This window comes from Bacteroidota bacterium (genome assembly GCA_016718825.1).
In the GTDB taxonomy this organism is placed as follows: Bacteria; Bacteroidota; Bacteroidia; order J057; family JADKCL01; genus JADKCL01.
Map to the genome: position 1 here is coordinate 38,947 of JADKCL010000005.1, position 24,141 is coordinate 63,087.

18 protein-coding genes are annotated in these 24,141 nt (G+C 52.2%); 15 read left to right on the plus strand and 3 right to left on the minus strand.

Translation table 11 applies throughout. The features are described 5' to 3' along the window. Positions 1-98 precede the first annotated feature (98 nt). Together IPN95_06710 and IPN95_06715 are read right to left on the minus strand one after the other, a co-directional pair. The gene (locus tag IPN95_06710; protein MBK9449092.1) at positions 99-281 is read right to left on the minus strand and encodes a hypothetical protein; all 183 of its coding nucleotides are present in this window, start codon (positions 279-281) and stop codon (positions 99-101) included. Positions 282-307: 26 nt separating this feature from the next. Beyond that, positions 308-1,141 carry a hypothetical protein gene (locus IPN95_06715; GenBank protein ID MBK9449093.1) on the minus strand — a complete coding sequence of 278 codons (834 nt, stop codon included), beginning with the start codon at positions 1,139-1,141 and terminating at the stop codon, positions 308-310. Between the two features lie 883 nt (positions 1,142-2,024). Here IPN95_06715 and IPN95_06720 point away from each other — a divergent pair. The 7 genes from IPN95_06720 (at position 2,025) to IPN95_06750 (ending at position 12,508) form a co-directional block, all read left to right on the plus strand. Continuing rightward, a complete protein-coding gene (locus tag IPN95_06720; protein MBK9449094.1) occupies positions 2,025-2,261 on the plus strand; it encodes an acyl carrier protein in 237 nt (78 codons plus the stop codon). Between the two features lie 16 nt (positions 2,262-2,277). Further along, positions 2,278-3,711 (plus strand): MBOAT family protein, encoded by a 1,434-nt coding sequence (locus tag IPN95_06725; protein MBK9449095.1) that lies wholly within the window; start codon positions 2,278-2,280, stop codon positions 3,709-3,711. Positions 3,712-3,714: 3 nt separating this feature from the next. Then, positions 3,715-4,707, plus strand: a complete 993-nt coding sequence (locus IPN95_06730; GenBank protein MBK9449096.1) for a hypothetical protein — start codon at positions 3,715-3,717, stop codon at positions 4,705-4,707. Between the two features lie 567 nt (positions 4,708-5,274). Continuing rightward, positions 5,275-9,207, plus strand: a complete 3,933-nt coding sequence (locus IPN95_06735; GenBank protein MBK9449097.1) for a hypothetical protein — start codon at positions 5,275-5,277, stop codon at positions 9,205-9,207. Then, positions 9,200-10,270 carry a hypothetical protein gene (locus tag IPN95_06740; GenBank protein MBK9449098.1) on the plus strand — a complete coding sequence of 357 codons (1,071 nt, stop codon included), beginning with the start codon at positions 9,200-9,202 and terminating at the stop codon, positions 10,268-10,270. The genes IPN95_06735 and IPN95_06740 overlap by 8 nt, the downstream gene beginning before the upstream one ends. After that, the gene (locus IPN95_06745; GenBank protein MBK9449099.1) at positions 10,170-11,918 is read left to right on the plus strand and encodes a T9SS type A sorting domain-containing protein; all 1,749 of its coding nucleotides are present in this window, start codon (positions 10,170-10,172) and stop codon (positions 11,916-11,918) included. Before IPN95_06740 ends, IPN95_06745 begins: the two co-directional genes overlap by 101 nt. A gap of 158 nt (positions 11,919-12,076) precedes the next feature. After that, on the plus strand, positions 12,077-12,508 hold the full coding sequence (locus IPN95_06750) for a hypothetical protein (protein MBK9449100.1): 432 nt from the start codon (positions 12,077-12,079) through the stop codon (positions 12,506-12,508). A 66-nt stretch (positions 12,509-12,574) separates the two neighbouring features. Here IPN95_06750 and IPN95_06755 read toward each other — a convergent pair whose 3' ends face one another. Further along, positions 12,575-13,834 carry a sterol desaturase family protein gene (locus IPN95_06755; protein MBK9449101.1) on the minus strand — a complete coding sequence of 420 codons (1,260 nt, stop codon included), beginning with the start codon at positions 13,832-13,834 and terminating at the stop codon, positions 12,575-12,577. Between the two features lie 150 nt (positions 13,835-13,984). Here IPN95_06755 and IPN95_06760 point away from each other — a divergent pair, with 150 nt between their 5' ends. From IPN95_06760 to IPN95_06795, 8 genes are all read left to right on the plus strand, one after another. Continuing rightward, complete coding sequence (locus IPN95_06760; GenBank protein ID MBK9449102.1) at positions 13,985-14,611, plus strand: hypothetical protein; 627 nt, start codon at positions 13,985-13,987, stop codon at positions 14,609-14,611. A 6-nt stretch (positions 14,612-14,617) separates the two neighbouring features. Then, entirely contained in the window at positions 14,618-15,448 is an 831-nt protein-coding gene (locus IPN95_06765) for an EI24 domain-containing protein (protein MBK9449103.1), read from the plus strand. An 87-nt stretch (positions 15,449-15,535) separates the two neighbouring features. Continuing rightward, positions 15,536-17,821, plus strand: coding sequence for a TonB-dependent receptor (locus IPN95_06770; GenBank protein ID MBK9449104.1), 2,286 nt, complete (start codon positions 15,536-15,538; stop codon positions 17,819-17,821). A gap of 148 nt (positions 17,822-17,969) precedes the next feature. After that, positions 17,970-18,512 carry a sigma-70 family RNA polymerase sigma factor gene (locus tag IPN95_06775; protein ID MBK9449105.1) on the plus strand — a complete coding sequence of 181 codons (543 nt, stop codon included), beginning with the start codon at positions 17,970-17,972 and terminating at the stop codon, positions 18,510-18,512. Beyond that, the gene (locus IPN95_06780; GenBank protein ID MBK9449106.1) at positions 18,509-19,303 is read left to right on the plus strand and encodes a cupin domain-containing protein; all 795 of its coding nucleotides are present in this window, start codon (positions 18,509-18,511) and stop codon (positions 19,301-19,303) included. Before IPN95_06775 ends, IPN95_06780 begins: the two co-directional genes overlap by 4 nt. A 3-nt stretch (positions 19,304-19,306) precedes the next feature. Continuing rightward, complete coding sequence (locus IPN95_06785) at positions 19,307-19,918, plus strand: cupin domain-containing protein (GenBank protein MBK9449107.1); 612 nt, start codon at positions 19,307-19,309, stop codon at positions 19,916-19,918. A gap of 332 nt (positions 19,919-20,250) precedes the next feature. Then, positions 20,251-21,939, plus strand: a complete 1,689-nt coding sequence (locus tag IPN95_06790) for a DUF4331 domain-containing protein (protein ID MBK9449108.1) — start codon at positions 20,251-20,253, stop codon at positions 21,937-21,939. Positions 21,940-21,979: 40 nt separating this feature from the next. Continuing rightward, entirely contained in the window at positions 21,980-24,049 is a 2,070-nt protein-coding gene (locus IPN95_06795) for a DUF4331 family protein (GenBank protein MBK9449109.1), read from the plus strand. The last annotated feature ends 92 nt before the right edge of the window (positions 24,050-24,141 follow it).

Consider the following 24,141-nt stretch of genomic DNA (forward strand, 5'->3'; position numbering starts at 1 on the left):
GGTGAGCGGGGTTGTAACTGTTTTGAACAGTGCTGACATTTCCTAGGAATGGAACAGCTGCCAGAGATAACCCAAGCTGCGCCAACAGGGCATTTTCATCAGCCCTTGACCTTGGAAACATAGAGGATTTCCTTCCTGCTAATATTGCCGGCTGCGTCAACATCGAGGTACATCCATTGTTCATGTTTGCCTCTTTCAACGCGCGTGTATGTGATATCACCCGGATTCATGAATGTGATCCGGTCTCGATCGTAGCCATCGGCTTGCCATAACTCGATCACCCGCGCAACGTTGAAGGCTATCGGGTTCAGTTGGATAGGAGCAATTCCGGCGTGAAGTCACCTGAGAATGGATTCCCCTTGGCAACATCCTCACCGGCATCCATTACGATGGTCCCACAATTTTCAAAAACTTGCGTGCTGTCCAAGATTTGGTTGGTATAGTGGCTGTTTCCACTTTGTCGTTTTCCATGTTCGCTCCTTCGCTTCGAATCACAACTCGGCGGAGACTGGAGCCTGCGTTGTGGGGGATCATGGTCGTGGTGATGAGGAGATTTTTCACAGCGCTTATTCTGGAATGTAAAAGGATAGGCCAAATTGGAGAGCAAGCCCATCGAACCGGTTACGAACCCATGGACCACCATATGAAGAACCGCCTCCGAAAACGGAGCCACCAACGTCAAAATCCTTTTCCGGATAAAGCGGGATTCCCCTTTGTTTGGGATATTCATTGTCGCCGTCCCAAAGCGCATTTTTCTTCGAGAAGTCGAAATTGTAGGACAATTTGGCAAATGTGCAGAAGTGGTCGCCAAGCTTGTAGAAATCGCACCCAAAAAGCTTCCAATATTGTACCCCGAAAAGATGCCGTTCCACCTCAGCTCCCGTCCGTGGCTTTCAGTCCCGTCTTGATACACAAAATAACAGTCCAAAATGGTCCTACCCATTTGCAGTCCCGTGGAAAACAGCATCCCTGACCTTTCATTGAGCCTAAACCCGATGGCTGATTCTATGCCGGCGTAGTGCCTTGCCAAGTCATACACACGGTTCTGCCCGTTGCTGTACCTTGCGGTGGTCTTTGCAAACGAATTGTTAGCGAAAATGGAAACCTCCTTGATTGCTTCGCCCTTATTATCATCATCCATAATTGTCGAAATGCCAAGGCCCCAGCTATATGAAAATCCAGGTTTGAAGCCACTCAGCGGCCTTTTCAGCTCCGCGGCTTTCATCTTATTGAAGTTGTCAATGTAATTGGAGAATGATTTGTCATGCTGGGTTGCAAACCCTGCCGCTCCATACCCAAAAAAGGCCTGTCCCTGAAGGGAATGCCAAATGAGAATGCCCATGCTTAAGACGAGTAGCTTCCTCGGGCCAAGTCGTTGATGCCACCTAATTGCCGGCTTGACCTCGACTGAAAATAGCTTGGAATATGAAATCCGTAGGTTTTTGATCGACATAAATGATTGATCTCGGCTTAAATATAGGAAAATTTTGCAATCCAATCTTCCCGACATAGCCTGCTTTGGGCAAATGTGTGATTGGAACGAATCGAAAATTGGCAAAATTTCAGGTAACGGTATTGAGTAACGCCAATGGACATTGTTTCCTTTTGTTGCGGCTTTGCGGCCTAAAAGATTTCATTGAAAACAGCAGATTGACCAATACAACTGCCATCTCTTTCCTTGGTGGCACGATAGCGATTTGCGAGAGGCTGTCTTTCCAATTCTTTTCTTAGCCCGAAAATGGTCACGGCTTCGACATTCTGGGAATGGAGAAATTGTAGGCAGGAGCTCTACGGGTTCTCTTTGGATAATCGCGGTCAATTTTTCGTTTACCCCAGCCATGGGTATCGATGAAAGCCGCATCGGAGAAATACCATCCATCCTGCGTTGGACTTTCCGGGAAATACAGCCAGCCTCGTCGGATTATTTGTCTTCAGGCTCCTCCACTCCACAGATTTTGGTAACTTCACCGCCTTGTTAAGCGGAATCCGCAAGGGATCAACAGCACGATCAAAGTAAAGGAGTTATGAGCAACGAAGAAGTTTTGGCCAAATTGCAGGTCGTATTCAGGCGGGTTTTGGGTGATGCAAGCATCGTCCTCACCGAAGGTACAACCGCCAAGGACGTCGCCGGTTGGGATTCGCTTTCCCATGTGATGCTGGTCGTAGAGATTGAGGATACTTTCAAGAAGCGCTTCAAGTCCCGCGAGATCCAAAACTGGCAATGTGTCGGTGACATGGTCACGTCCTTGCAAAACGGCTAGGCCATCCTAAGGGGCCATGGTCTTCACCTCTTTCATTTATTATCTCTTTTTCCCGACTGTATTCGGGTTGTACTGGTTTGTATTCCAGCGCAACTTCAAGGCGCAAAATGTGCTCTTGCTCGTTGCGAGCTACTTTTTCTACGGATGGTGGGACTGGCGTTTCCTTTCCTTGGTTGCCTTCAGCACGGTACTCGATTACACCATGGGGCGGCTCATCGGTGCGCAGGAGGATGACCGGAAACGCAGGTGGCTGCTTTGGATCAGCCTCGGCATCAACTTGGCCTTCCTCGGATTTTTCAAGTATTACAACTTTTTCGTCACCTCCTGGGTGGATGCCTGGGCCTCGGTAGGCATCCACATGCCCGACGCGACGCTCAATATCATTTTGCCCTTGGGAATCAGCTTCTACACGTTTCAGAGCATGAGCTATTCATTGGACGTGTACAAGGGGCGTATGCAGCCGCTCAAGGACTTTTTGAGCTTTGCCACCTTTGTCAGCTTTTTCCCGCAGTTGGTTGCCGGGCCGATCGAAAGGGCTGTTCATTTCTTGCCGCAGGTGACGCAACCACGCAAGTTTGACTATCAACGCGCAGTGGATGGCATTCGGTTGATGCTTTGGGGGATGTTCAAAAAGGTGGTGATCGCTGACAATTTAGCGGTGATGGTCGACGAAATCTACCGTCAAAACGAATCCCTTGGAAGCATCACCTTGGTCTTGGGCGCTATTTACTTCACGGTGCAGGTCTATTGTGACTTCTCCGGCTACAGTGACATCGCCATCGGTTCGGCTAAACTCCTCGGCTTCGAATTGATGAGCAATTTCCGTTTCCCACTCTTTGCAAGAACCATCCCCGAGTTTTGGTCACGGTGGCATATCTCGCTCACGACTTGGTTGAATGACTACCTTTTTACCCCGGTTTCGCTTTCCCTTCGCAACCTCCGGAAAAACGGCATCGCCTTGGCGATACTTTTCACCTTTCTCGTCTCGGGTTTTTGGCATGGGGCCAAATGGACTTTTGTGGTCTGGGGCCTGATCAATGGCCTTTTTTTCATCCCTTATGTGATCAAAGGAAAATTGTTGCAACGCGGAGAGGTGGTCGCCAAGGGGAAATGGTTGCCGACCATCCGGGAAGCAGTACAGATTTTGCTGGTTTTCAGCCTGTGGACCTTGACACTGGTGTTTTTTAGGGCAGACAACATGGCGGTGGCCTTGGGATACTTTAAAAATGCGGGCTCCCACTGGGGAGGCCCTGTGATGTTTAAAACCGGCGTCATCTACGTGGTGATCCTGCTTTTTCTGGACTGGTTCAACCGGGAGGATGAGCGAAATCCAAAAGTGCTGCGCATGGGGCCGCGACCCGTGCGCATGGTCGTCGAACTCGTGATGGCAATCGTCATTTTCTTCAATATGCTGAGCGGTTACAAGGAATTTGTCTATTTCGATTTTTAGCGGATGCGGGAGTTTCTCAAAAAGGTAGGGCTAAGGCTGGCCATTTTGGCGGGGATCTGGGTGATATTCACTCAGCTGATTCCCGAGCGCGTCTATCTCGGGCCAGAGTATTCGCGTTGGGAGACGGTTTTTGCGAGTATCGAGGAGGTCAATGAAACCAAGCATCCCGTGAATTTGGTCATCGGCGATTCCCGTCCGGAAATGGGGCTTGCAAGCAAACGCCTGCGGGCATGGAACTATGCCTTGGGCGGCACAAGCCCTGTAGAAGGCTATTACATCCTTCAACAGCTGCGAGAGGTGCCCATTGACACGCTCTACTTGTCGTATTCGCCGTATCATTTTCATTTTCAGGATTGCTTCCATACCCGCAGTGAATATTTTGGTTTCATTGACCAGCGCTATGTAGGAGAGGTCGAAGCCTACAGCAAGAGTATTGGCGACACGGTCTTTCAAATGAACAACTGGGCCTGGATGGATGACCTGGACAGCAATTTTTCAATGCCTTGGATTCAAAGGCAATTGCGCTATTTGCTCCCGATACGCAGCCTGGACAATTGGAAATGGTACTTCCAAGATCGATCTGCAATGCAGGCAGGGATGTATGCCAACGAATTAAGCTACCTCTTTCCAAGCAAGGTTTGTCCAAGCAATGCAACGGCCTATGAATATTACTTGGAGCAAAATGCCGGGGGATTTCTGATGAATCCAGTGAATGTATTCTATTTTCAAAAGCTGTTGGCTGAGGTCGAGCGACGGAACATTCATTTGATTTGGGTCAACATGCCGCTCAACAATGCCACGCTGCAGCCATCCATTGGTTATTATCAACGATTTGAGCAATTGTTGCAGGCGGAGTTGCCAGCGGGTACTCCCTACATGCCGCTTCAATTCCGCGATAGCTGTGATTTTATAGACTACAGCCACCTTCGGGATGTCGCCGCCGAGGCTTTTGCGCAGGAAATTGCTTTGCGTTTTGCAAACTCGGTTCCAAAGTAACTGGGCTGGTTTCAGGACATTTTTCCGCGTAAGATTTCGACTAAATCGATTTAAGTGTTGGGTTCCCAGGCGCGAATCAATTTTTTCACAAAGAAATCTTCATGTTGAGCAAACTTGAGCGCTGCGCACCAGGATGTGCGGTCGAAATGGCTTCAAAACCTACGATTGATGCGCCTTCCAAGTCTTCTTTGGAATTTTTTTTGAACCTCTCACCTTCCATGGGAGGGCTTCTGACGCATCTTTTTGTTGGGGCTCCTTAAGAAATTGTCAAATCAACACTAACTAGGTTTGGCAGCTTGGAAATTTTGGGAAAAGGTGCTAAATTTGTTCTCGAAGTAAGTGCAATTTCCAACTGAAATCAGAAATTTCGAACTTGTTGACAGAAGTTGCACCTGCTTTATGCGTTTTGATGTATTAAATAAGGGGGTAAGATTTTCGGGGGTTTTCGCAATAAATGATTCCCGGATCCGATGTCCTTTTTGGTCGTTGAAAGGTATTTCATCAGTGCTTCCCTTCTTGAAAGCTGGGGGCCGATGAGTGTTTGTAGGTGATAGTATTAAAATCGGTATGAATCGACTTTTTAACCAACTCAGAGATCGCATCTCTACCTTGTTTTTTGTTTCGCTCTTGACCATTTCTGTGATCGGGTTGCCAACCATCCAAGTCACGGCTGAAGGTACCGCCCAGGTGATGCCAAACTCTGCTCACGGTACTGCATTGCTCATTCAACCGGCGACAAGCTCAGGCCCCTTGCTCAATGCAGCCTCTGAAAACCGTGTCAAGTTTAACATTCAAGATTTTACCACCGAGAACTTCTATTTTGGGTTTACGCCACGGAGTCGCTCCGCGCCCATCGGTGTTCCTTTGAATTGCTACTACCGCATCCTCAATCCATTGGGTGTGGTGGTTCAGGGACCAACTTTGGTTCCTACTGCCGGTGCAGGCTTCATCACCAACTACGCCCAAGCGGTCGCAGGCCCCAATGTCGGTGGCTTGAATCCGGCGGGCTACAATCCCTTGACTTTTGTACCCGCGATGAACGGAGACTTCTACATTGAAATCTACCGCTCCAACGATGCAGGTGTCACACAAGTAGGCGGTAACAATGGCGAAGCTTATTTTACACACTTTGACTTTACCGTTTCGACTGCTGCCTTCGTGGTCAAACCAGGCCGCGTACATAGCCAAAAGTGGTCATTCATCGTTTATGATCCGCTGAATATCAACTTTTTGCCAACGCTCAACTTGTCCTTTTTGGGCAGCTACTACGCGCTTACCCAAGACAGTTCGGTCGTGCGTGTAAACTTCCCTCTTGGCTTCCGTCCCTTGGGTTATACCATGGCGATGAACTACTATGGGGTCAACAACACCAACAACTTTCCAGTTGACCGTGTTTCAGTGTACACCGGTACTGTGACACCGGCTTTCTTGAACGGATTCCGGGTGTTCCTTTCCGATCCCGATCCCTTGGCCTTTACCCGCTCATTGGCTGCCGCGGCGCCTGCCATTACCAATCAGGTTTTCGGTTGTCCAGGGGCTTATTTTATTCCTTTCTACATTGACAAACCGGGCGATGTGGCCATTTTGCTTGATTTGAATGGCACTTTAGGCTATCAAGCCGCAACAACAGACGTCATCATTGAGCAATTTGGCCTCGCAGCAGGCCACCACGTTGTGGGTTGGAACGGACTCGATGGTTTGGGAGCCCCGGTATCAGGCGTTTTGCCCATCGATATCACCGTGACCATTTTCCGAGGCCGCACCAACGTGCCGATTTTTGATGCAGAAATGAACCAAAACGGCTTCTCTGTGGACGGGGTTTCCCCGATTGCAGGTGCAAGAAAGCTGTTTTGGGCTGACAATACACTTGCTGTTTTTGGCGTGTGCCCTACCGGCGCGACTGTTGCGCAGCAAGGAACCAACAATATTACAGGTCCGGGTGTCGCTGAAACAGCCACTTTATTGGGTAGGCTAGGGCCGGCGCATGCTTGGGATGGCTTCGGAGCAAACTTTACCGTTCCTGCTCCGATCGGTGGCATGGGATCTGCAACAATAGAAGCATGTGACGACTTCGGTAACGCCCGTACCATCAATACTTGGTTTTGGGCAAATGAAGTAGCCTCTACCCCTGTTTCTCGCTTTTTGCCAGACTGCGACATCGACGGCGACGGAGTCGTGGATGCAGTGGACATTGATGACGACAACGATGGCATTCCCGATTTGTCTGAATCGCCAGGAGGTGTCGATCCGAATGCCGACTTGGACAGCGACGGAGTTCCCAACTTCTTGGACCCTAACTTTCCTGGATTTGTCGATACCGACTTGGACGGTGTGAATGACAACTTTGACTCTGACATGGATGGCATCATCGACGCCTATGATGTCGACAGCGACAATGACGGGGTTGCAGACGGCGTCGAAGCCAATGGTGGCACCATTCCTCCAGGTTTTGACAACGGTACCGGTACGTTTACAGGGATCGTTGGACCCAATGGTATGCCTGATGCTGCCGAAACTGCTCCCGGTAGCGGTGTCAGCATCCTGCCCAATCCTGATACCGATGGCGATGGCATCCGCGATGCCTATGACATTGACAGTGACAACGACGGCATCGTCGACAATTATGAAATCCAGACCGGAGGCGGAGCCTATGTGCCGCCACTGGGTATCGATGCAAATGGCAATGGCCGCGATGATGCCTACGATGGCGGTGGTTCCATCACACCCACGGATGTAGATGGCGATGGCCACCCCGATTACCGCGATTTGGATACCGACAATGACGGCATTCCGGACATTACCGAGTCAGGCAATGGCAATTTTGACACCAACAACGACGGCGAAATCGACAGTTCTGTGGATGTCGATGGCGACGGTTTGATGGACGTGGCCGACGGCACGAATTCCAGTGGTGGCAGCGGTTTCACTCCGGGTGCACCCGGCGACATCAATGATCCCGGCAACATCAACAACCCTTCGAATGACGTCGACTTCGACAATGACGGATTGCCCAACTGGGCAGATCTCGACAGTGACAACGACGGCATCGCCGACATCACGGAGGTAGGCAACGGTAACTTTGACGTCAACAACGACGGCAAGATCGACAGCGCAACCGATGTGGATGGCGACGGTTTGCAAGATGTCGTCGACGGATTCAATAACAATGGTGCCGGCGGATTTGTCGCTGGCGGAGCAGGGGATGTCATCGACAATGACAACCCCAACAATACGGGCAATGACATCGATGCCGATGGCGACGGACGCCCCAATTATCTGGATCTTGATGCCGACAACGATGGCATCGCCGACATCACCGAGAGTGGCAATGGGGCCTTGGACACCGACAACAACGGCGTTCTGGACAGCACCACCGATGTCGACAACGACGGACTCGTAGACGTGACCGATGGCGTCAACAACAACGGTGCAGGTGGATTTGTCGCAGGTGGAGCAGGCAACGTCATCGACAATGACAACCTCAACAACCCGCTCAACGACATCAATGCCGACAACGACGGCTTGCCCAACTTCCTCGACATTGACAGCGACAACGACGGCATCGCCGACCTCACCGAGACTGGCAATGGCAACTTTGACATCAACAACGATGGCCAAATTGACAGTGCGACGGACGTGGATGGCGACGGATTGCAGGATGTCGTCGATGGATTCAACAACAGCGGAGCAGGTGGATTCGTTTCTGGCGGTCCGGCGGATGTGATCGACAACGACAACCCCAACAATGCCTCCAACGATGTCGATCTCGATAACGACGGATTCCCCAACTACCTGGATCTTGATGCCGACAATGATGGCATTGCCGACATTACCGAGACGTTGAATGGCAACTTTGACACCAACAATGACGGCATGATCGACAGCACCACCGATGTGGACCGCGACGGATTGGCCGATGTCGTAGACGGCGTCAACAACAGTGGCGCCGGCGGATTTGTCGCAGGCAATGCCGGCGACGTGATCGACAACGACAACGCCAACAATACCGCCAACGATATCAATTCCGATGGCGACAACTTCCCCAATTACCTCGATCTCGATGCCGACAATGACGGTATTGTCGACTTGGTAGAGTCGCTCAACGGCAACCTCGACGTGAACAACGATGGCATGATCGACAGCGTCACAGATGTTGATGGCGACGGATTGGCCGATATCACCGATGGGGTAAATAATAGCGGTGCAGGCGGATTTGTCGCTGGTGGTGCAGGGGATGTCATCGACAATGACAACCTCAACAACAGCGCCAACGACATCAATGCTGACAACGACGGCTTGCCCAACTTCCTCGACATCGACAGCGACAACGATGGCATTGCCGACCTTTTGGAGACTGGCAGCGGCAGCCTCGATGCCGACAACAACGGCATGATCGACAGCGCCACCGATGTCGACGGCGACGGCCTCGCAGACGTGGCCGACGGCGTGAACAATTCAACGGTGCTGGCGGATTTGGCGCTGGCGGCGCAAGGTGATTGACAATGACAACCCCAACAATCCCGCCAATGACATCAATGCCGACAACGACGGCTTGCCCAACTACCTGGATCTCGATGCCGACAATGACGGAATCGCCGATTTGACCGAAACGATGAATGGCAACTTCGACACCAACAACGACGGGATGATCGACAGTGCCACTGACGCAGATGGTGACGGCCTCGCGGATGTCGCAGATGGCGTCAATAATACAGGTGCAGGCGGATTTGTTGCAGGAAATGCTGGCGACGTCATTGACAATGACAATGCCAACAACACCGCCAACGACATCAATGCCGATGGCGATGTATTCCCCAATTTCCTCGACTTGGATGCTGACAATGACGGCATCGCTGACATCGTCGAATCGCAGAATGGCAACTTTGACGTCAACAACGATGGCATGATCGACAGTGCCACGGACGTGGATACAGATGGTCTGAGCGACGTGGTAGACGGCGTGAACAATACAGGTGCGGGTGGATTTGTCGCTGGTGGTGCTGGCGACGTGATCGACAACGACAACCTGAACAACCTAGCCAACGACGTGAACCTCGACAACGACGCATTGCCCAACTTCCTCGACCTCGATGCCGACAACGACGGCATTGCCGACATCGCAGAGACTGGCAATGGCAACTTGGACATCAACAACGACGGGGAGCTGGACACCACGACCGACGTTGACCGCGATGGTCTCGTAGACGTCACCGACGGCGTGAACAACAGCGGTGCCGGCGGCTTTGTGGCTGGTGCTGCAGGAAACGTCATCGACAACGATAACTTGAACAACGTCGCCAACGACGTCAATTTCGACAACGATGCGTTCCCCAACTTCCTCGACCTCGATGCCGACAACGACGGTATCGCAGACATCGTGGAGACCCTCAATGGGAACTTTGACGTGAACAACGATGGCGTGATTGACAGCGCCACCGACGTGGACGGCGACGGTTTGGCAGATGTCGTTGACGGCTCGAACAACACCGGGTGCTGGCGGCTTTGTGGCTGGCAATGCAGGCGATGTCGTAGACAACGACAACTTCAACAATGCCGCCAATGACATCAATGCCGATACCGATGGCTTGCCGAATTTCCTTGATGTCGACGCCGACAATGACGGCATCAGCGACATTGACGAGACCTTGAATACTGCGCTCGATGCCAACAACGATGGCTTCATCGACAGCGCAACAGATGCAGACGGTGACGGCCTGATGGACATTGCAGATGGCGTGAACAACACGGGTGCAGGCGGATTTGTCGCCGGCGCTCCGACCGACGTGATCGACAACGACAATTTCAATGCTGTCGTCAATGACATCAACGCAGACGCCGACGTTTTGCCCAACTTCTTGGACTTGGACAGTGACAATGACGGCATCACCGACATCGTTGAGAACCTGAATGGCGCTGTCACGCTTGACAACGGCGGTGCAGGTGCGATCGACGGCATGGTGGGCCTTGCGGGCATTACCGATGCAAACGGTGATGGATGGCACGATGGTCTTGGTGCTGCGACCATCATCAACCTCGATCTTGATGCCTTGCCCAACTACTTGGACATTGATGCCGATGATGATGGAATTCCAGATTATATCGAAGGTGTTTGCACGGGTTGCATCAACTCAACGGGTGGCCTGCCTGCGGGTCCGGATGCCAATAACAACGGTATCATCGATACCTACGAAAGCATCAACCCTGCCAACAATGGCGTGGGGACCAACAGTGGCGTAACGCCTTACAACCATGAAGGCACGGGCTTGCCCGACTTTGTGGACTTCGACTCCGACGATGACAGTTATCCTGATTGGACCGAGGGATTTGATGCAAACTGCAACGCCATGGCATTTGATGACATCATCCAGATGGCATTCAACTATGAAACTGCGAATGGCATTCCCGGAAACTACACGGCCTCTGATATCGACGGGGACTTGGCACCCGACTGGATGGACAACGTACCTAGCGGAGGTGGCGCCGTGCACGGTATCCGTATGCCATTCATTACCTTCGGTAGCCCCTATTATGTAGATGGCAACAACAATGGATTGGTCGATGTTTATGATCCGCTTGTCTTCGGAACGATCTCGCCGACCCCGAACTGCAATGCTGTCGGCGATGACGACTTCAGGGATTTGTTCTCGGTGACATTCCTCCCGATTTCCTTCCTGGACAACCGTGCAGAGAAAGTCGTGGACGATGTGCGTTTGTTCTGGACGATTTCGGAACCACAAAACATTTCACGATTTGAAATCGAGCGTCAATTGCCAGATGCAGGCAGCTTTGAGTTTCTCGGAACCCAAGATGCCAACCCGGGCAACGTGGTCACCGACAACTATCAGTTTGATGATGTGACACCTGCGATGGGAATCAATCTCTACCGCATCAAAGTCATTGGGTTGAATGGTGATGTCATTTACAGCAGTGTGATGCAGGTGACCTTCTCCGATCAGAGTTTGGTCAGCTTGAGCCCGAATCCAGTCTCAGGAACACAACCTTTGACACTGAATTTTGACCTGAAAAACGACGAGGTATTGACTGGCTTACAAGTGTATGACCTTCAGGGCCGTGCCGTGATGTCCAAGAATCTGAATCTTGAAGGTCTTGGAACCGCGGCAATCGATGTATCGGGCCTCGCTCAAGGCCAATACATGGTGGTGTTGGTTGGAAACAGCCTCCACAAAACTTGTCGCATCACCAAGCTATAAATAGGAATTCACGTGACTGATCGACGGGCTGTCTCAAAAGGGACAGCCCGTCGAATTTTTTATAGACTCAGGTTCGAGATTAAATGCCGCCAAGTGATTAGCTTTGGTGACTTGGTGACTGTCGCATCAAGTGTTGTGAAAATGCAATTGAAAATACAATGAGAAAGCTTCACTTATTTTCCCTTTTGGTTTTGTTGGTGATCGGTTTTTCGGGCTGTACCTATGACGAAGGCCCATTGATCTCCTTTGTTTCAAAGAAAGAACGTGTCGCCAACACTTGGGTCGTGAACACCGCCAACATCAACGGGGTTGATGGCAGCGAGATTCCAGGATTCAAAAGGCTTATTTTCTTCAGCGCGGGTGCTTGTCAAATCTTCTACAATCCTTTGGGAGTCGAAGTGGCCTACGGTGGCACATGGGCGCTGAGCGAAGACAAGAAGTCGATTCATATCGATACCAAGGATGAGCTGACCGGGCTATTTTCCTATGTGAGCGATTGGACGATTCTGCACCTTAAAGATAAAATTCTCAAAGTGACCTATACGGACAACAGCGATTTGTATGTTGTTGAATTCAAGCCGGAGGCCTGAAAAGCTATAGGATAAAAATATTTGGTGACGAGGCCACACAGTCAATGTGTTGGCCTCGTCGCCATTTTAGGCCTTTTGAAGCGCAGGAACGTCGGCTCCTTCCATTTGTCGGCTGATCAAGATCATGGAAATGCCCAGGACGCTGCCACCAGTAGCGGCAAAGATCAAAATGCTGCTCCATTCTGTCCAGGCCGACATGCCACTACGGTCCAACACATAAACCAGCGAGACTGCCATGAAGACCAACCGAATGATTTCCAGCAATACCGCCCATTTTTTGGCACGCAGCAATCCGCCCCAAGCGATGATCATCCCAAACAGCCCAATCGACAACAAAACCCGATCCCTGGCCTCCAATGGCAGTTTTAGATTGGTCGTGATCATCAAAACGGCCAAGCCCAAGGCGATTTGCACCAATAAATAGGGCTTCATTCCCTTGAATTGCCGGCTTTGGTATTTGATCTGTTCCGATCGGTTGTAGCCAATGCGTTTTTTCTCCCCGGGCGTTTCCAATCCCCGCGGGCGCCAACCCAAGGGCATGAACCATAGCCGGATTTTGTCCCACCAATTGGGCGCAGCGATGCAGTCCTCAACGAGTTGCTTCCAGAATTGAATGTTGATGTAAATCGGATCCCAAGTGCGTGGCGGATGCGTGAGTCCATAACAAACCTCTTCTTCCTCCGGCGCAAACGTGCCAAAAATCCTGTCCCAAATGATGAGGAATTCGGAGAAGTTTTTGTCCAAATACTGCGGATTGACCCCGTGGTGAACGCGGTGGTGGGCCGGCGTGACAAAGACCTTCTCGACCCATCCGAGTTTGTTGATGAGTTGGGTATGGTGCCAATAGGCGATCAAAAGATGTATTCCGGCAACAGCGTAAACCATATTCGGAGAAAAACCCATCAGCACGAGGATCCAGTCAAAGAACATAAACTGGAAAATGCGCTGCGTGAAACTCGCCCGCACCCCCACGGACAAGTTGAATTCCTCACTCGAATGGTGCGGCATGTGGGCGGCCCAGAAGATATTCAAGGAATGGCCAGTGCGATGAAACCAGTAGAAAACAAAGTCTGAAATGACCAGCAGCACGATTCCGTAGTACCATGTTTCCGGTATTTGCCAAGGTGCAAATTGCCAGAGCCATCCGTAGAATTTCATCACCAAAAACACCACGGCAAGGTTCACGCATTGGTTACCGATCCCGGTTCCGATGTTGGCAACGGTGTCTTGAAAGGTGTAAAGCCCCTTTTTGCCAATCAAACTCACCACAATCTCCGTGATGAGCAGGAACAGGACTATCGGCGTGATATAGGCGTAAACATTCATGTAACCGAATGATAAGCAGGTTGCCGCACATTTGCAAAATGTTGGAGAATTTTGACAAGTTTCACAGATATCGAGCTTGGTCAAGATGGACACCTCAACCGAAACCCATATTTTGACTATTTTTGTCGCGTACAATTTACAATTGCCAATATGACTGCTGTCCCGGAATCACCGATGTCTGCCCCAAGCACCGCAAGTGGTGCACCCACCTTTTTCCAGAAAAACAGGATATGGTTCCTCGTGATCGGGATTTTTTTACTCAGCATTGGCGGAGTCTATTTCTATCAGCGATTTCAGTACAATCGCTTGTTGAAGGTTTGCCATGTAGCGCTCGACCTCAAGGCTGCACAAGCTGATTCGCTCATGATCCAGCGCAATGAAGAGGAGGCCACCAACCTCAGCCGCGCCTTGATCTGGGGAATTCGGGGAGAAATGGAACGTGGAAACAAAGGCGAAATCGACATGTTTCTCAACAAAATGGTGCAGGAAACCGGGCTCGAATTGGTCGTCGTCCAAGATGATAAAGACAGCATCTACCTCAGCACCGATAAAAATTACGAAAATCACAAGATCGCCTACATCCAGAAGGCATTGAACAAGCAAGAAGTCCTCAAATCGACTTTGGAGGAAACCATCGTGGTGGCTCCGATTTTGGGCACAGAGACGCGCTTGGGATCTTGTTTGCTCATCTACAAACCACTCGTAGAAGCGCAAGAATTGCTTCAATTGATTCACCAAGACAGCCTACCCGGCGATAAGCCAGAATCAGGAAAGTAATTCCCGGTGAATGTCTTCAAACAATTCAGGATCGCCTTCACTGCCTACTGGACGGCGCTGAAGCTGATTTTTGCCACCACCATGTGGCTGAGTTTTGCCATTCCCATCCTGCTGAGCCTCGGCTTGTACTACGGGGGAGACATGCTCACCGACAACCTGCGCGATTACAAGTTTGCAGACCTCGACAAGGTCGATGGCAGTGAATACCTCCTGCTTGGCATTCAGTTCATCTTGGTTTACATCACCAAGTTCATGAACAAATACTTGGTACTGACCTTGCTTTCGCCGCTGCTTGCCGGCCTTTCTGTCCATGTCGAATTTTTACTAACCGGCAACCGCTATCCCTGGAATTGGGAATACTATGGAAAGGACGTCATTCGGGCATTGGTAATTTCCTTCAGGAACATTGGCATTCAGCTGCTTTGGATGACGGGCTATTTTGTTGTCACGTTGTTTTTTCCCCTTCCAGAGAGCATTCACACGATTTTCTATGTGCTCATTGCCTTCTATTTCTACGGTTTTTCGTTCATGGATTATGCCAGCGAACGCCGCAGACTGACTGTGAAGGAAAGCGTGAAGTTTACCCGGAAGCATTTTGTGGCGGCCTATACATTGGGTAGTGTTTACGGATGCCTGTTTTTCATTCCCAATTTTGGGTTTGCCCTGGAGCCTGGTGTTGTTTTGGCTCCAATTTTGGGCGTTGTTGCAGGCACAATCGCCGTTCACAGAATCGTGGACCTTCGCACAAATCCCTATGCCATACGCGCAGGAGCCGAGGTTGCTGAGCGAATGCATAGTGATACGAGCCCAATCGAGCGCCCCGTCGAAGACAACTAGTTGCTTTATGCCAGATAATTCGCATTCGCAATGATCCAAGGTTGACTTGAAACCGTAGGTATGCCGTTCCTGATCCCACAAGAAGGCATGAAAACACTTTTCCGCATCTCAATCTTCGCACTACTGCTTGGCCTGCAAGCAATGGTTGGGTTGAAAGCGCAAAGCGTCGGCAATACTTCGACCTTGCGTGGGACCGTGCTCGATGCACAGAGCCATGTACCGCTTGCCGGGGCAAAAGTGCAGGTTGCCGGCACGCCCTTGGGCGCCAACACCGATTCCCGTGGCATCTTTGAATTGGCAGGAATCCCCGCCGGGAGCCAGCAATTGGTGGTTTCCTACCTTGGCTATCGGGTTGACAGCTTTCCAGTGAACCTGAAAGCAGCCTTGACCAGCCAATACGACATTTACCTGCAAGAAAGCGAATTGGCACTCGAAGGTATCGAGATCAAATCGGGCAAACCGCAGGGATTGAGCCTGATCAATCGCTTTGACCTGCAATTGCGACCGGTAAATTCGTCCCAGGAATTGCTGCGCACGGCGCCGGGTGTATTTATTGCCCAACATGCGGGCGGCGGCAAAGCCGAGCAGATTTTCCTGCGCGGGTTCGACATCGACCACGGCACCGACTTGGCACTCAGCATGGATGGAATGCCCGTGAACATGGTTTCCCATGCACATGGCCAAGGCTATGCCGATGCCCACTTCATCATTCCGGAAACCGTTGAGCGGCTTGCCATTGACAAAGGGCCGTACGCAGCTCACCAAGGCAACCTTGCCACGGCAGGCAGCATCGATTTCCAAACCCAAAATGCCCTGAGCCAGAACCTTGTCAAGGTCGAGGCCGGCATGTTCCATTCTTATCGTGCCTTGGCCATGCTTAAGCTCGACCGCCCCACGGGCCGCAGCAACAAGGCCGATGCTTGGATTGCTGGCGAGTACCTCTATTCCAAGGGCTACTTCGAATCCCCCCAAAACCTGCACCGCATCAACCTGTTTGCCAAATACCGGAAGCTCCTGAGCCGCACCACATTGCTCACAGCCACCGTGAGCGACTTCCGCAGTCAGTGGAATGCCAGCGGGCAGATCCCGGACCGCGCGGTCAACAGTGGTTTGATCACGCGTTGGGGTAGCATCGACCCGACCGAGGGAGGCAATACAAGCCGCAGCAATGTGAATGTGCAGCTATGCTCGGCCTTGCCCAAGGGCTGGGTTTGGCGTCAGCAGGCTTATGTGAGCCGCTACACCTTCGACCTCTATTCCAACTTCACCTTCTTTGCGAATGACAGCCTGCGGGGTGACGGCATTCAGCAGGTCGAGCGCAGGTGGATGTACGGTTACCAAACCACGCTGACCAAGACGATAAAATTGTTGGGCAGGGATTTTTCACACGAATCCGGTTTGGGCATCCGCTTGGACGATGTGGGCAATATCGGCTTGTTTCGCAGTCAACAAAGAGATTTGCTCGGCAGGGTGCAGCATGGCGCGGTAAATGAGCGGAATGCCTTTGGATGGCTCTCCGGCAAATGGTCCGTGAGCAATCATCTGGACCTGACCGCCGCCTTGCGGGCAGACGTTCTGCAATTTGGCTATACGGACTTTATGGAAGGGAACTCGGAGATTGCGCGCACCGCCAAAGGCATCGTCAGTCCGAAGGTTGCGCTGGATTACTACGTCAATGACCGTTTCCAGCTTTTTGCAAAGGCGGGTTCGGGCTATCACAGCAACGATTCACGTGTCGTTTTGGGCCAAGATCAAGTACGAATCCTACCACGCGCCCTCGGGGCGGATGTGGGTGCGATGTTCAAGCCCGCCTCGAAACTGCTCGTGCAAGTGGCTGTCTGGACACTTGATATGCAGCAGGAGTTTGTCTATGTCGGCGACGAAGGCATAGTGGAGCCAAGCGGACAGAGCCGCCGCTTCGGGGTCGATCTGAGCACGCGTTGGCAACCCACGGTCTGGCTCGCTGCCGATGTGGACGTGAACGTCGCCCGTGCCCGTGGCTATGACGACGCAGGCGTCGCAAGCTACATCCCGTTGGCACCTTGGATCACGAGCACCGGCGGCTTGACCGCCCAGTTCAGCTCAAATTTCCGGGGAAGTTTGCGCTACCGCTATCTGGGCGACCGTGCCGCCGACGAGGCCTGGGATCTGACGGCCAAAGGCTATTGCCTGCTCGATGGCGCATTGAGCTATACCCTTCGCGAACGCCATACAATCGGCCTGTCTGCCCAGAACCTGCTCAACACGCAGTGGAAGGAAGCGCAGTTTGCAACCACCTCCCGTTTGTTGGGAGAACCGGATGCTGTGACGGAAATTCACGCTACGCCGGGCAGTCCTTTCAATTTGAAATTGACCATCACGACCGTTTTCTAGTTCAATGTTCCTCCACCAGCAAATATCGACACCAATAGGTTTGTTCCCCCTCCAGTTGGGAGGCCATACTTCGATGCCAATGAAGAAGATTTCATCGGAAAGTGCTAGTTTTGCGGCAAGTGTGTTGCAATCGGGTGTTCAAAGCGTAATGGAAAAATTGGATCAGCTGTTTCAAGATGGCGTCGTCGATCGGCTTTTGCGGCACGAGAAGGAGGCATTTGAGCAGTTGTATGATGACTATTCCGCGGCCATTTATGGGCTGACGCTGAAAATACTGAAGGATGAGGCACTCGCAGAGGATGCCCTCCAAGAAACTTTCGTGCGTATCTGGCGAAAGATTCAAACCTATGATCCCTCCAAGGGAAGGTTGTTTACTTGGATGCTGAACATTGCCCGAAACATCAGCATTGACATGTTACGGGCACGTGAAAGCCGCAAAGTTTCCCAAACCACAAGTCTGCAGCAACATTCATTTGATGCCAAAGGCCCATCTACGACGATGCAAGTCGAGCATATCGGGCTCAGGGAAATTGTCGATGGATTGCCAGCCGAACAAAAGCAGGTGATCGACTTGATTTATTTTTTGGGCTATACACAGGCTGAAGTGGCTGAAGAATTTGGCATTCCGCTGGGAACAGTCAAGTCCCGTGTTAGGCTTGCAATGAACCATTTGAGAGCAAAAATCGGATGAATAATCTGCCACCACCACTGACTCTGGAGATGCTGACGCAATTTGCGCAAGGCAATCTCGACGCTACACAAAGTGGGATGATCTTGCAATTGGCTTTGCAATATCCTGAGGTTGCAGCTGCGGTTGATCAACTGAAACGCAAAGCCGTCGACAAGGTCATTGCCGATGCCAAGGCGATGGACCCACAAGCCTACATTGCCACCGGCAATTTGGAGGCCTATATCCAGGGTTCTCTCAGCGAGCCCGAGCAACAGATGGTGGAACTGATGGTGCAACTACATCCGGAGATCAAAGCTGAGATGGATGCGTTGGAGGATTTGAATGCACTGCTCATCCTGGAGTCCACTAAAGGTGTGACTGCGCCAGAAAGAAGCAAGCAACGTTTGCTGAACTTCATGGATGCCACAGAAGAGGAGGGAGCCACAGACAGGGTTGTTTCTCCGCCTTATCTCAACAGCCAATCAAGCAGCAACGACTACGCGCCCTGGGTCAATCGCGCGGGCATCGCGCCGCCGGAAAGTTTTGAAAATGTATTCGTTCAACCCATCGACGCCAGCCCGGAATGCCTGACTTTGTTGGTATGGGTCAAATCGCAAATCGCGGGAGAGGTACATTTGGATGCCGTCGAAAAGTTTCTGGTTCTCGAAGGCACATGCATGATCGATATCGAAGGGGAGCAGTTTCCGCTCAAGGCAGGAGACTACATGAGCATTCCCAAGTTCAAGGAACATACCGTTTATGTCACTTCCTCGACACCGTGCAAACTGATCGTACAGCAAATCGCAGCTTAGAGAATGCATTACAACGACCACCTACCGCTCGAGGAAATGCTCACCATGTATGTGTTGGGTGGTTTGTCTGCTGACGAATGTGTGGCCATCGAGGCAAGGTCGGTGCAAGATCCTGAATTTCACCAATTGCTCGAGTTGCACCGCCACAATTTGGAAGATGCAGTGACGAAGGTGAGTGCAAGACCACGTGCGGCAGTTTTTGGGCAGTTGATGCAGCGCATCGACGCCATCGAGCAAGCCCGTCCGACGCAGGAGCCTCCGCTGATCCATTCGCAATCCAAGCCCGCGGAGTTTGCACCATGGGTGGAGGGATTGTTGCCTGAAATGCGCGCAAGCAAGGATGACTTCAAGTGTCTCCCGATCGGCCGCACCGAGGATACCCATACCTTTTTGGTCAAGGTCGGTACGGGGATTCCACAAGAGGTGCATACCACGGAGGTCGAGCGCATCTTGATCCTGGAGGGCGAATGCGAATTTTTGATCGGCGGTGAAAGAAAGGCTTGCCATATTGGAAGCCAAGTCACGATACCGCTGCACCTGCCTCACGAAGGTTGGGTCACAAGTACAAACCCCTGTTATTTCATCGTGCAACGCAGCACAAGCTCACCCTTCTGATTTTTCCTTTTCTGATCTGGTTTTGATGGGTCATTGGGATGCATTTTCTACGGGCAGCCGTGTTGTTATGTCTGGACGGAATGGATCGCCATCATTAAAAAAGCTAACCTGACACCCTCAAGACGCAGGGTTTGCAACATGGTTTTCGGCATTTGGGGTTCTTCGGCAATAAATCTATTGCACCGCTGTGATCCATTCCCCCCTTGGCCTGCGTAGGTATCGCGAATTCATCCAATAATTCAATTTCAATTTTTTACATGGAAAATTGCATCACTACAAGAAAATTGCCGCCTTTGCGCAGACTCCTGCGAACGGGTGCAGCGATTGCGGCGATGTTGGCTTTGCCTGGCTTTGGCTGGGCATCGAGCCACCGAGAGGCGCCGCTGATCGCCAATGACCCCTTGGCCGACAACACGGATCTTTACGTGTTTCGAAGCCCGGACGACACCAACACGGTCACCATCATCGCCAACTACATCCCTGGCGAGGCTCCGTTTGGTGGACCCAACTATCACACATTCGGGGAAAACATCCGGTATGAGATCCACATCGACAACGATGCCAACGTCGCTGGCGATGAGATCATCTACCGCTTCATGTTTACCCGTGTGAACGAAGACCCGACGACGTTTTTCAACATTCGTTTGGGACAACAAAACTTGAAAACCACCTATACGATGGAAAAGAGCACCAATGGCGGTGTGTCTTTCAGCACCATCATCACAGGTGGCGTTGTTCCCCCGGCGAATATCGGCCCCCGCTCCATTGAAAACGGAACGGTTGGCCTGGGTGCCGCCAACTACAATTCCCTGATGACCGCCGCCATTCGGACGACTGGCGCTGGCGAACAAGTGTTTTGCGGACCTGTCGATGATCCATTTTTTGTCGATCTGGGCAGCATCTTCGATCTCGGTGATGCCCCCCGCCAAAACAGCGGTGGCATCGTGCGCGACGGCTTGGCCCGTTACAATACCCATACCATTGCCATCAAGGTGCCCATTGCCTTGTTGCAAAAGAATGGACTGCCTGTCACGGCCGCAACCGACATCCTCGATGGCAACTTCGTCATCGGTGTCTGGGCAAGTGCAAGCCGTCAGGCTACCCGCACGCTCAACACAAGCAATGGCGGCTACGTCGATTCCGGCAACTGGGTCCAAGTTTCGCGTTTGGGCATGCCCCTCACCAACGAAGCCGTGATTCCCATCGGGATGAAGGATTTCTGGAACGCGCTCACGCCTTACCAGGAAATCACCGACACCACGCTGGACGGTTATTTCTACAATCCGGAATTGGCGCTGTACATGGACGACAGTCAGTTTGGCAGCGCTGTGCCTGCCATGGCGGGCCTGCGTGTCCAACGTAATTCATTGGGCGCCTTTGACTTTGGAAATGGCCACGACGGATTGTTTGCCCTGAAAGGCACGCCTGCAGTCGCAGGTACTGCCTTGGACGACAACGTATTCGGCACCTTGTTGTTGCCCGGCGCCGGCAAGCCGAGATCGGCCGACATTTGGCCCATCTTCCATACCGGTGTGCCTGCGGTGCGTCCTTACCATTTGCTCACAGGCAAAGGCGGCGACCCATTGGCAGCTGGCAAGCCGTTCATCAACAACTTCCTGCCCAATGGCGGAGACATGTTGCGGTTGAACATGGCCGTGCCGGTCACCCCGCGCAACAGTCCTGACTTCAGTTCGTTGGGTGTCGTCTGGGCAGCGGTCCTCGGTATCACCGATCCGCGTTTTAATGCCGATGCCACCTTGCAGGTCATCCCCAACATGGATGGTTTCCCCAATGGTCGCCGTCTGGAAGATGACGTCACCCGCATCGAACTGCAAGCTGTCGCCGGTATCGCCCTTGCGGCCATTGGTGTCACTTGCGACGATCAGCTCAATGGTGTACCTGTGCCCAGCAACCTGATGCTGAACATCGTGCAATACTCCACCGGTGTGGAGGCCAATGACACCACGTTCAAGAGCTCCTTCCCTTATGTGCAGACACCTTGGAGGGGAACCGACATCTGATCCCATGCACAGATTATCCAAAGCAAAAAGAAAAGAAAGCATGAAGAAGCTCATTCATAAGACATTGACAGGGAGTGCAATCCTCCTCGCGTTGTTGCTCACATTCGGCGGAAGCTTGCAAGCCTCCAGCCACCGTGAGGCGCCGCTGATCGCCGATGATCCGCTGGCCGACAACACCGACCTCTACGTCTTCCGTAGCCCCGATGATACCAACTTTGTGACGATCATCGCCAACTACGTGCCCTTGCAATTGCCCCACGGTGGTCCCAACTACTATGGATTCGGCGAAAATATCCGCTACGAGATTCATATTGAGAACGATGGCACCGCGGGTGACGACATCACCTACCGGTTCACATTCAGCAAGACGAATCAGGACGCGACCACTTTCTTCAACATCCGTCTAGGGCAGCAAAACCTCAAGACGACCTATATTTTGGAGAAAAGCGTGAATGGTGGCGCATTTACAACCATCGTGAGCGGAGGCATCGTGCCCCCCTACAACATTGGTCCGCGCAGCATCACGGGTGGCGCAGGTCTGAACACGACCTATGATGCACTCTTCAACGCGGCGATTACCACTGCAACGGGTACTGGCGGCGAAAAGGTATTTTGTGGCCCGACCGATGATCCGTTTTATGTCGATCTCGGTGGCGTATTCGACGTAGGTGACTTGCCTCGCCAAGGCGGAGGCCCGAGGGACGGCCTTGCCTGCCTCAACGTGAGCACGATCGCCATCAAGGTGCCGATCGCGACATTGCAGAAGAACGGCCAAGCCGTCACATCGGCCGTGAACATCCTGGACAGCGACTTCATCATCGGGGTCTGGGCAAGTGCAAGCCGTCAGCAGATCCGCACCCTCAACACGAATGGCAGCACGAGCTACAGCGGCAACTTTGTGCAAGTGAGCCGTCTGGGCATGCCCCTGACCAACGAGGTCGTGATTCCGATTGGCCAAAAAGACCGCTGGAATTCATTGACGCCTTACTCCGAGGATCCTGCCATGGACGACTATTTCTGCAATCCGGAATTGGGTCTCTACATGGACAACAGCCTCTTTGGCGGTGCTGTGCCAGCCATGGCGCCCTTGCGCATCCAACGCAATTCGCTGCAATCCTTTGACTTCGGCAATACCCATGACGGCTTATGGCCGATCCGGGCGAGCAATGGCGGTGCCGGAACCGCGTTGGACACGATGCTCTTTGGCAACTACCTGTTGCGTCAAGGCAAGCCACGCTCCGTGGACCTCCTGCCGATCTTCTACACAGGTGTCCCCAACCTTGCCCCCTATCAGTTGTGGACCGGCAAGGCGGGTGGCAATCCGTTGGCGGTGGGGAAACCCTTCATCAACAACTTCCTGCCGACTTTTGGTGACATGTTGCGCCTGAACATGGCAGTGCCTGTGACCCAGCGCAACGACCCCAACTTCAGCGCGCTTGGCCTTGTGCAGGCAGCTGTCTTGGGTCTCACGACTGCACCCTACAACGCCAATGCCAATCTCGTCTTCATCCCCAACATGGATGGCTTCCCCAACGGCCGCCGTTTGGAAGATGATGTGACCCGCATTGAATTGCAGGCAGTGTCTGGCGTGGCCTTGGCTGCGATCGGCCTCTGGTATGACGACTACACCGCTGGCGGACCGAATCCCGTGACGGCTGCCTTGGGCGGCGTGCTCGGCTACACTACTGGCGTCGAAAACAATGACACGACTTTCCGCAGCAGCTTCCCCTACGTGCAACAACCTTGGAGTGGTACGGGCAAATGCAGTGGCAAAGCGATCAGCTACACACAGCCAGCCGTGTTGGGTCCATCCGTGGGTCTGGGATTGGCAGCACCTGAAGTATTTGCGGCGGCAGGTCCCAATCCGTTTGCTGAATCCACAACCATCCGTTACCGCATGAACGGTGACGCCGAGGTGAGCATCGAGGTCTATGCCCTCAATGGCCAACTCGTGCACAAAATGGCTCCAAAGGCCCAAGGCGCAGGTGAATACCGCCACACTTGGAACGCAGGAGATGCCCCCGCAGGTGTCTATCTCGCCAAAGTGATCGTCGGCAAAGGCACCGAAGCCCAGGTCATGCAAAGCTTCAAATTGGTGAAAACCAAATAATGCTGAATGGATTGTATTCCCATCTCCCCAAGGCCGATGGCTGCAAGGAGATGGGAGCACATCCTGAAACAAACCATTCGACTGCTTTAATA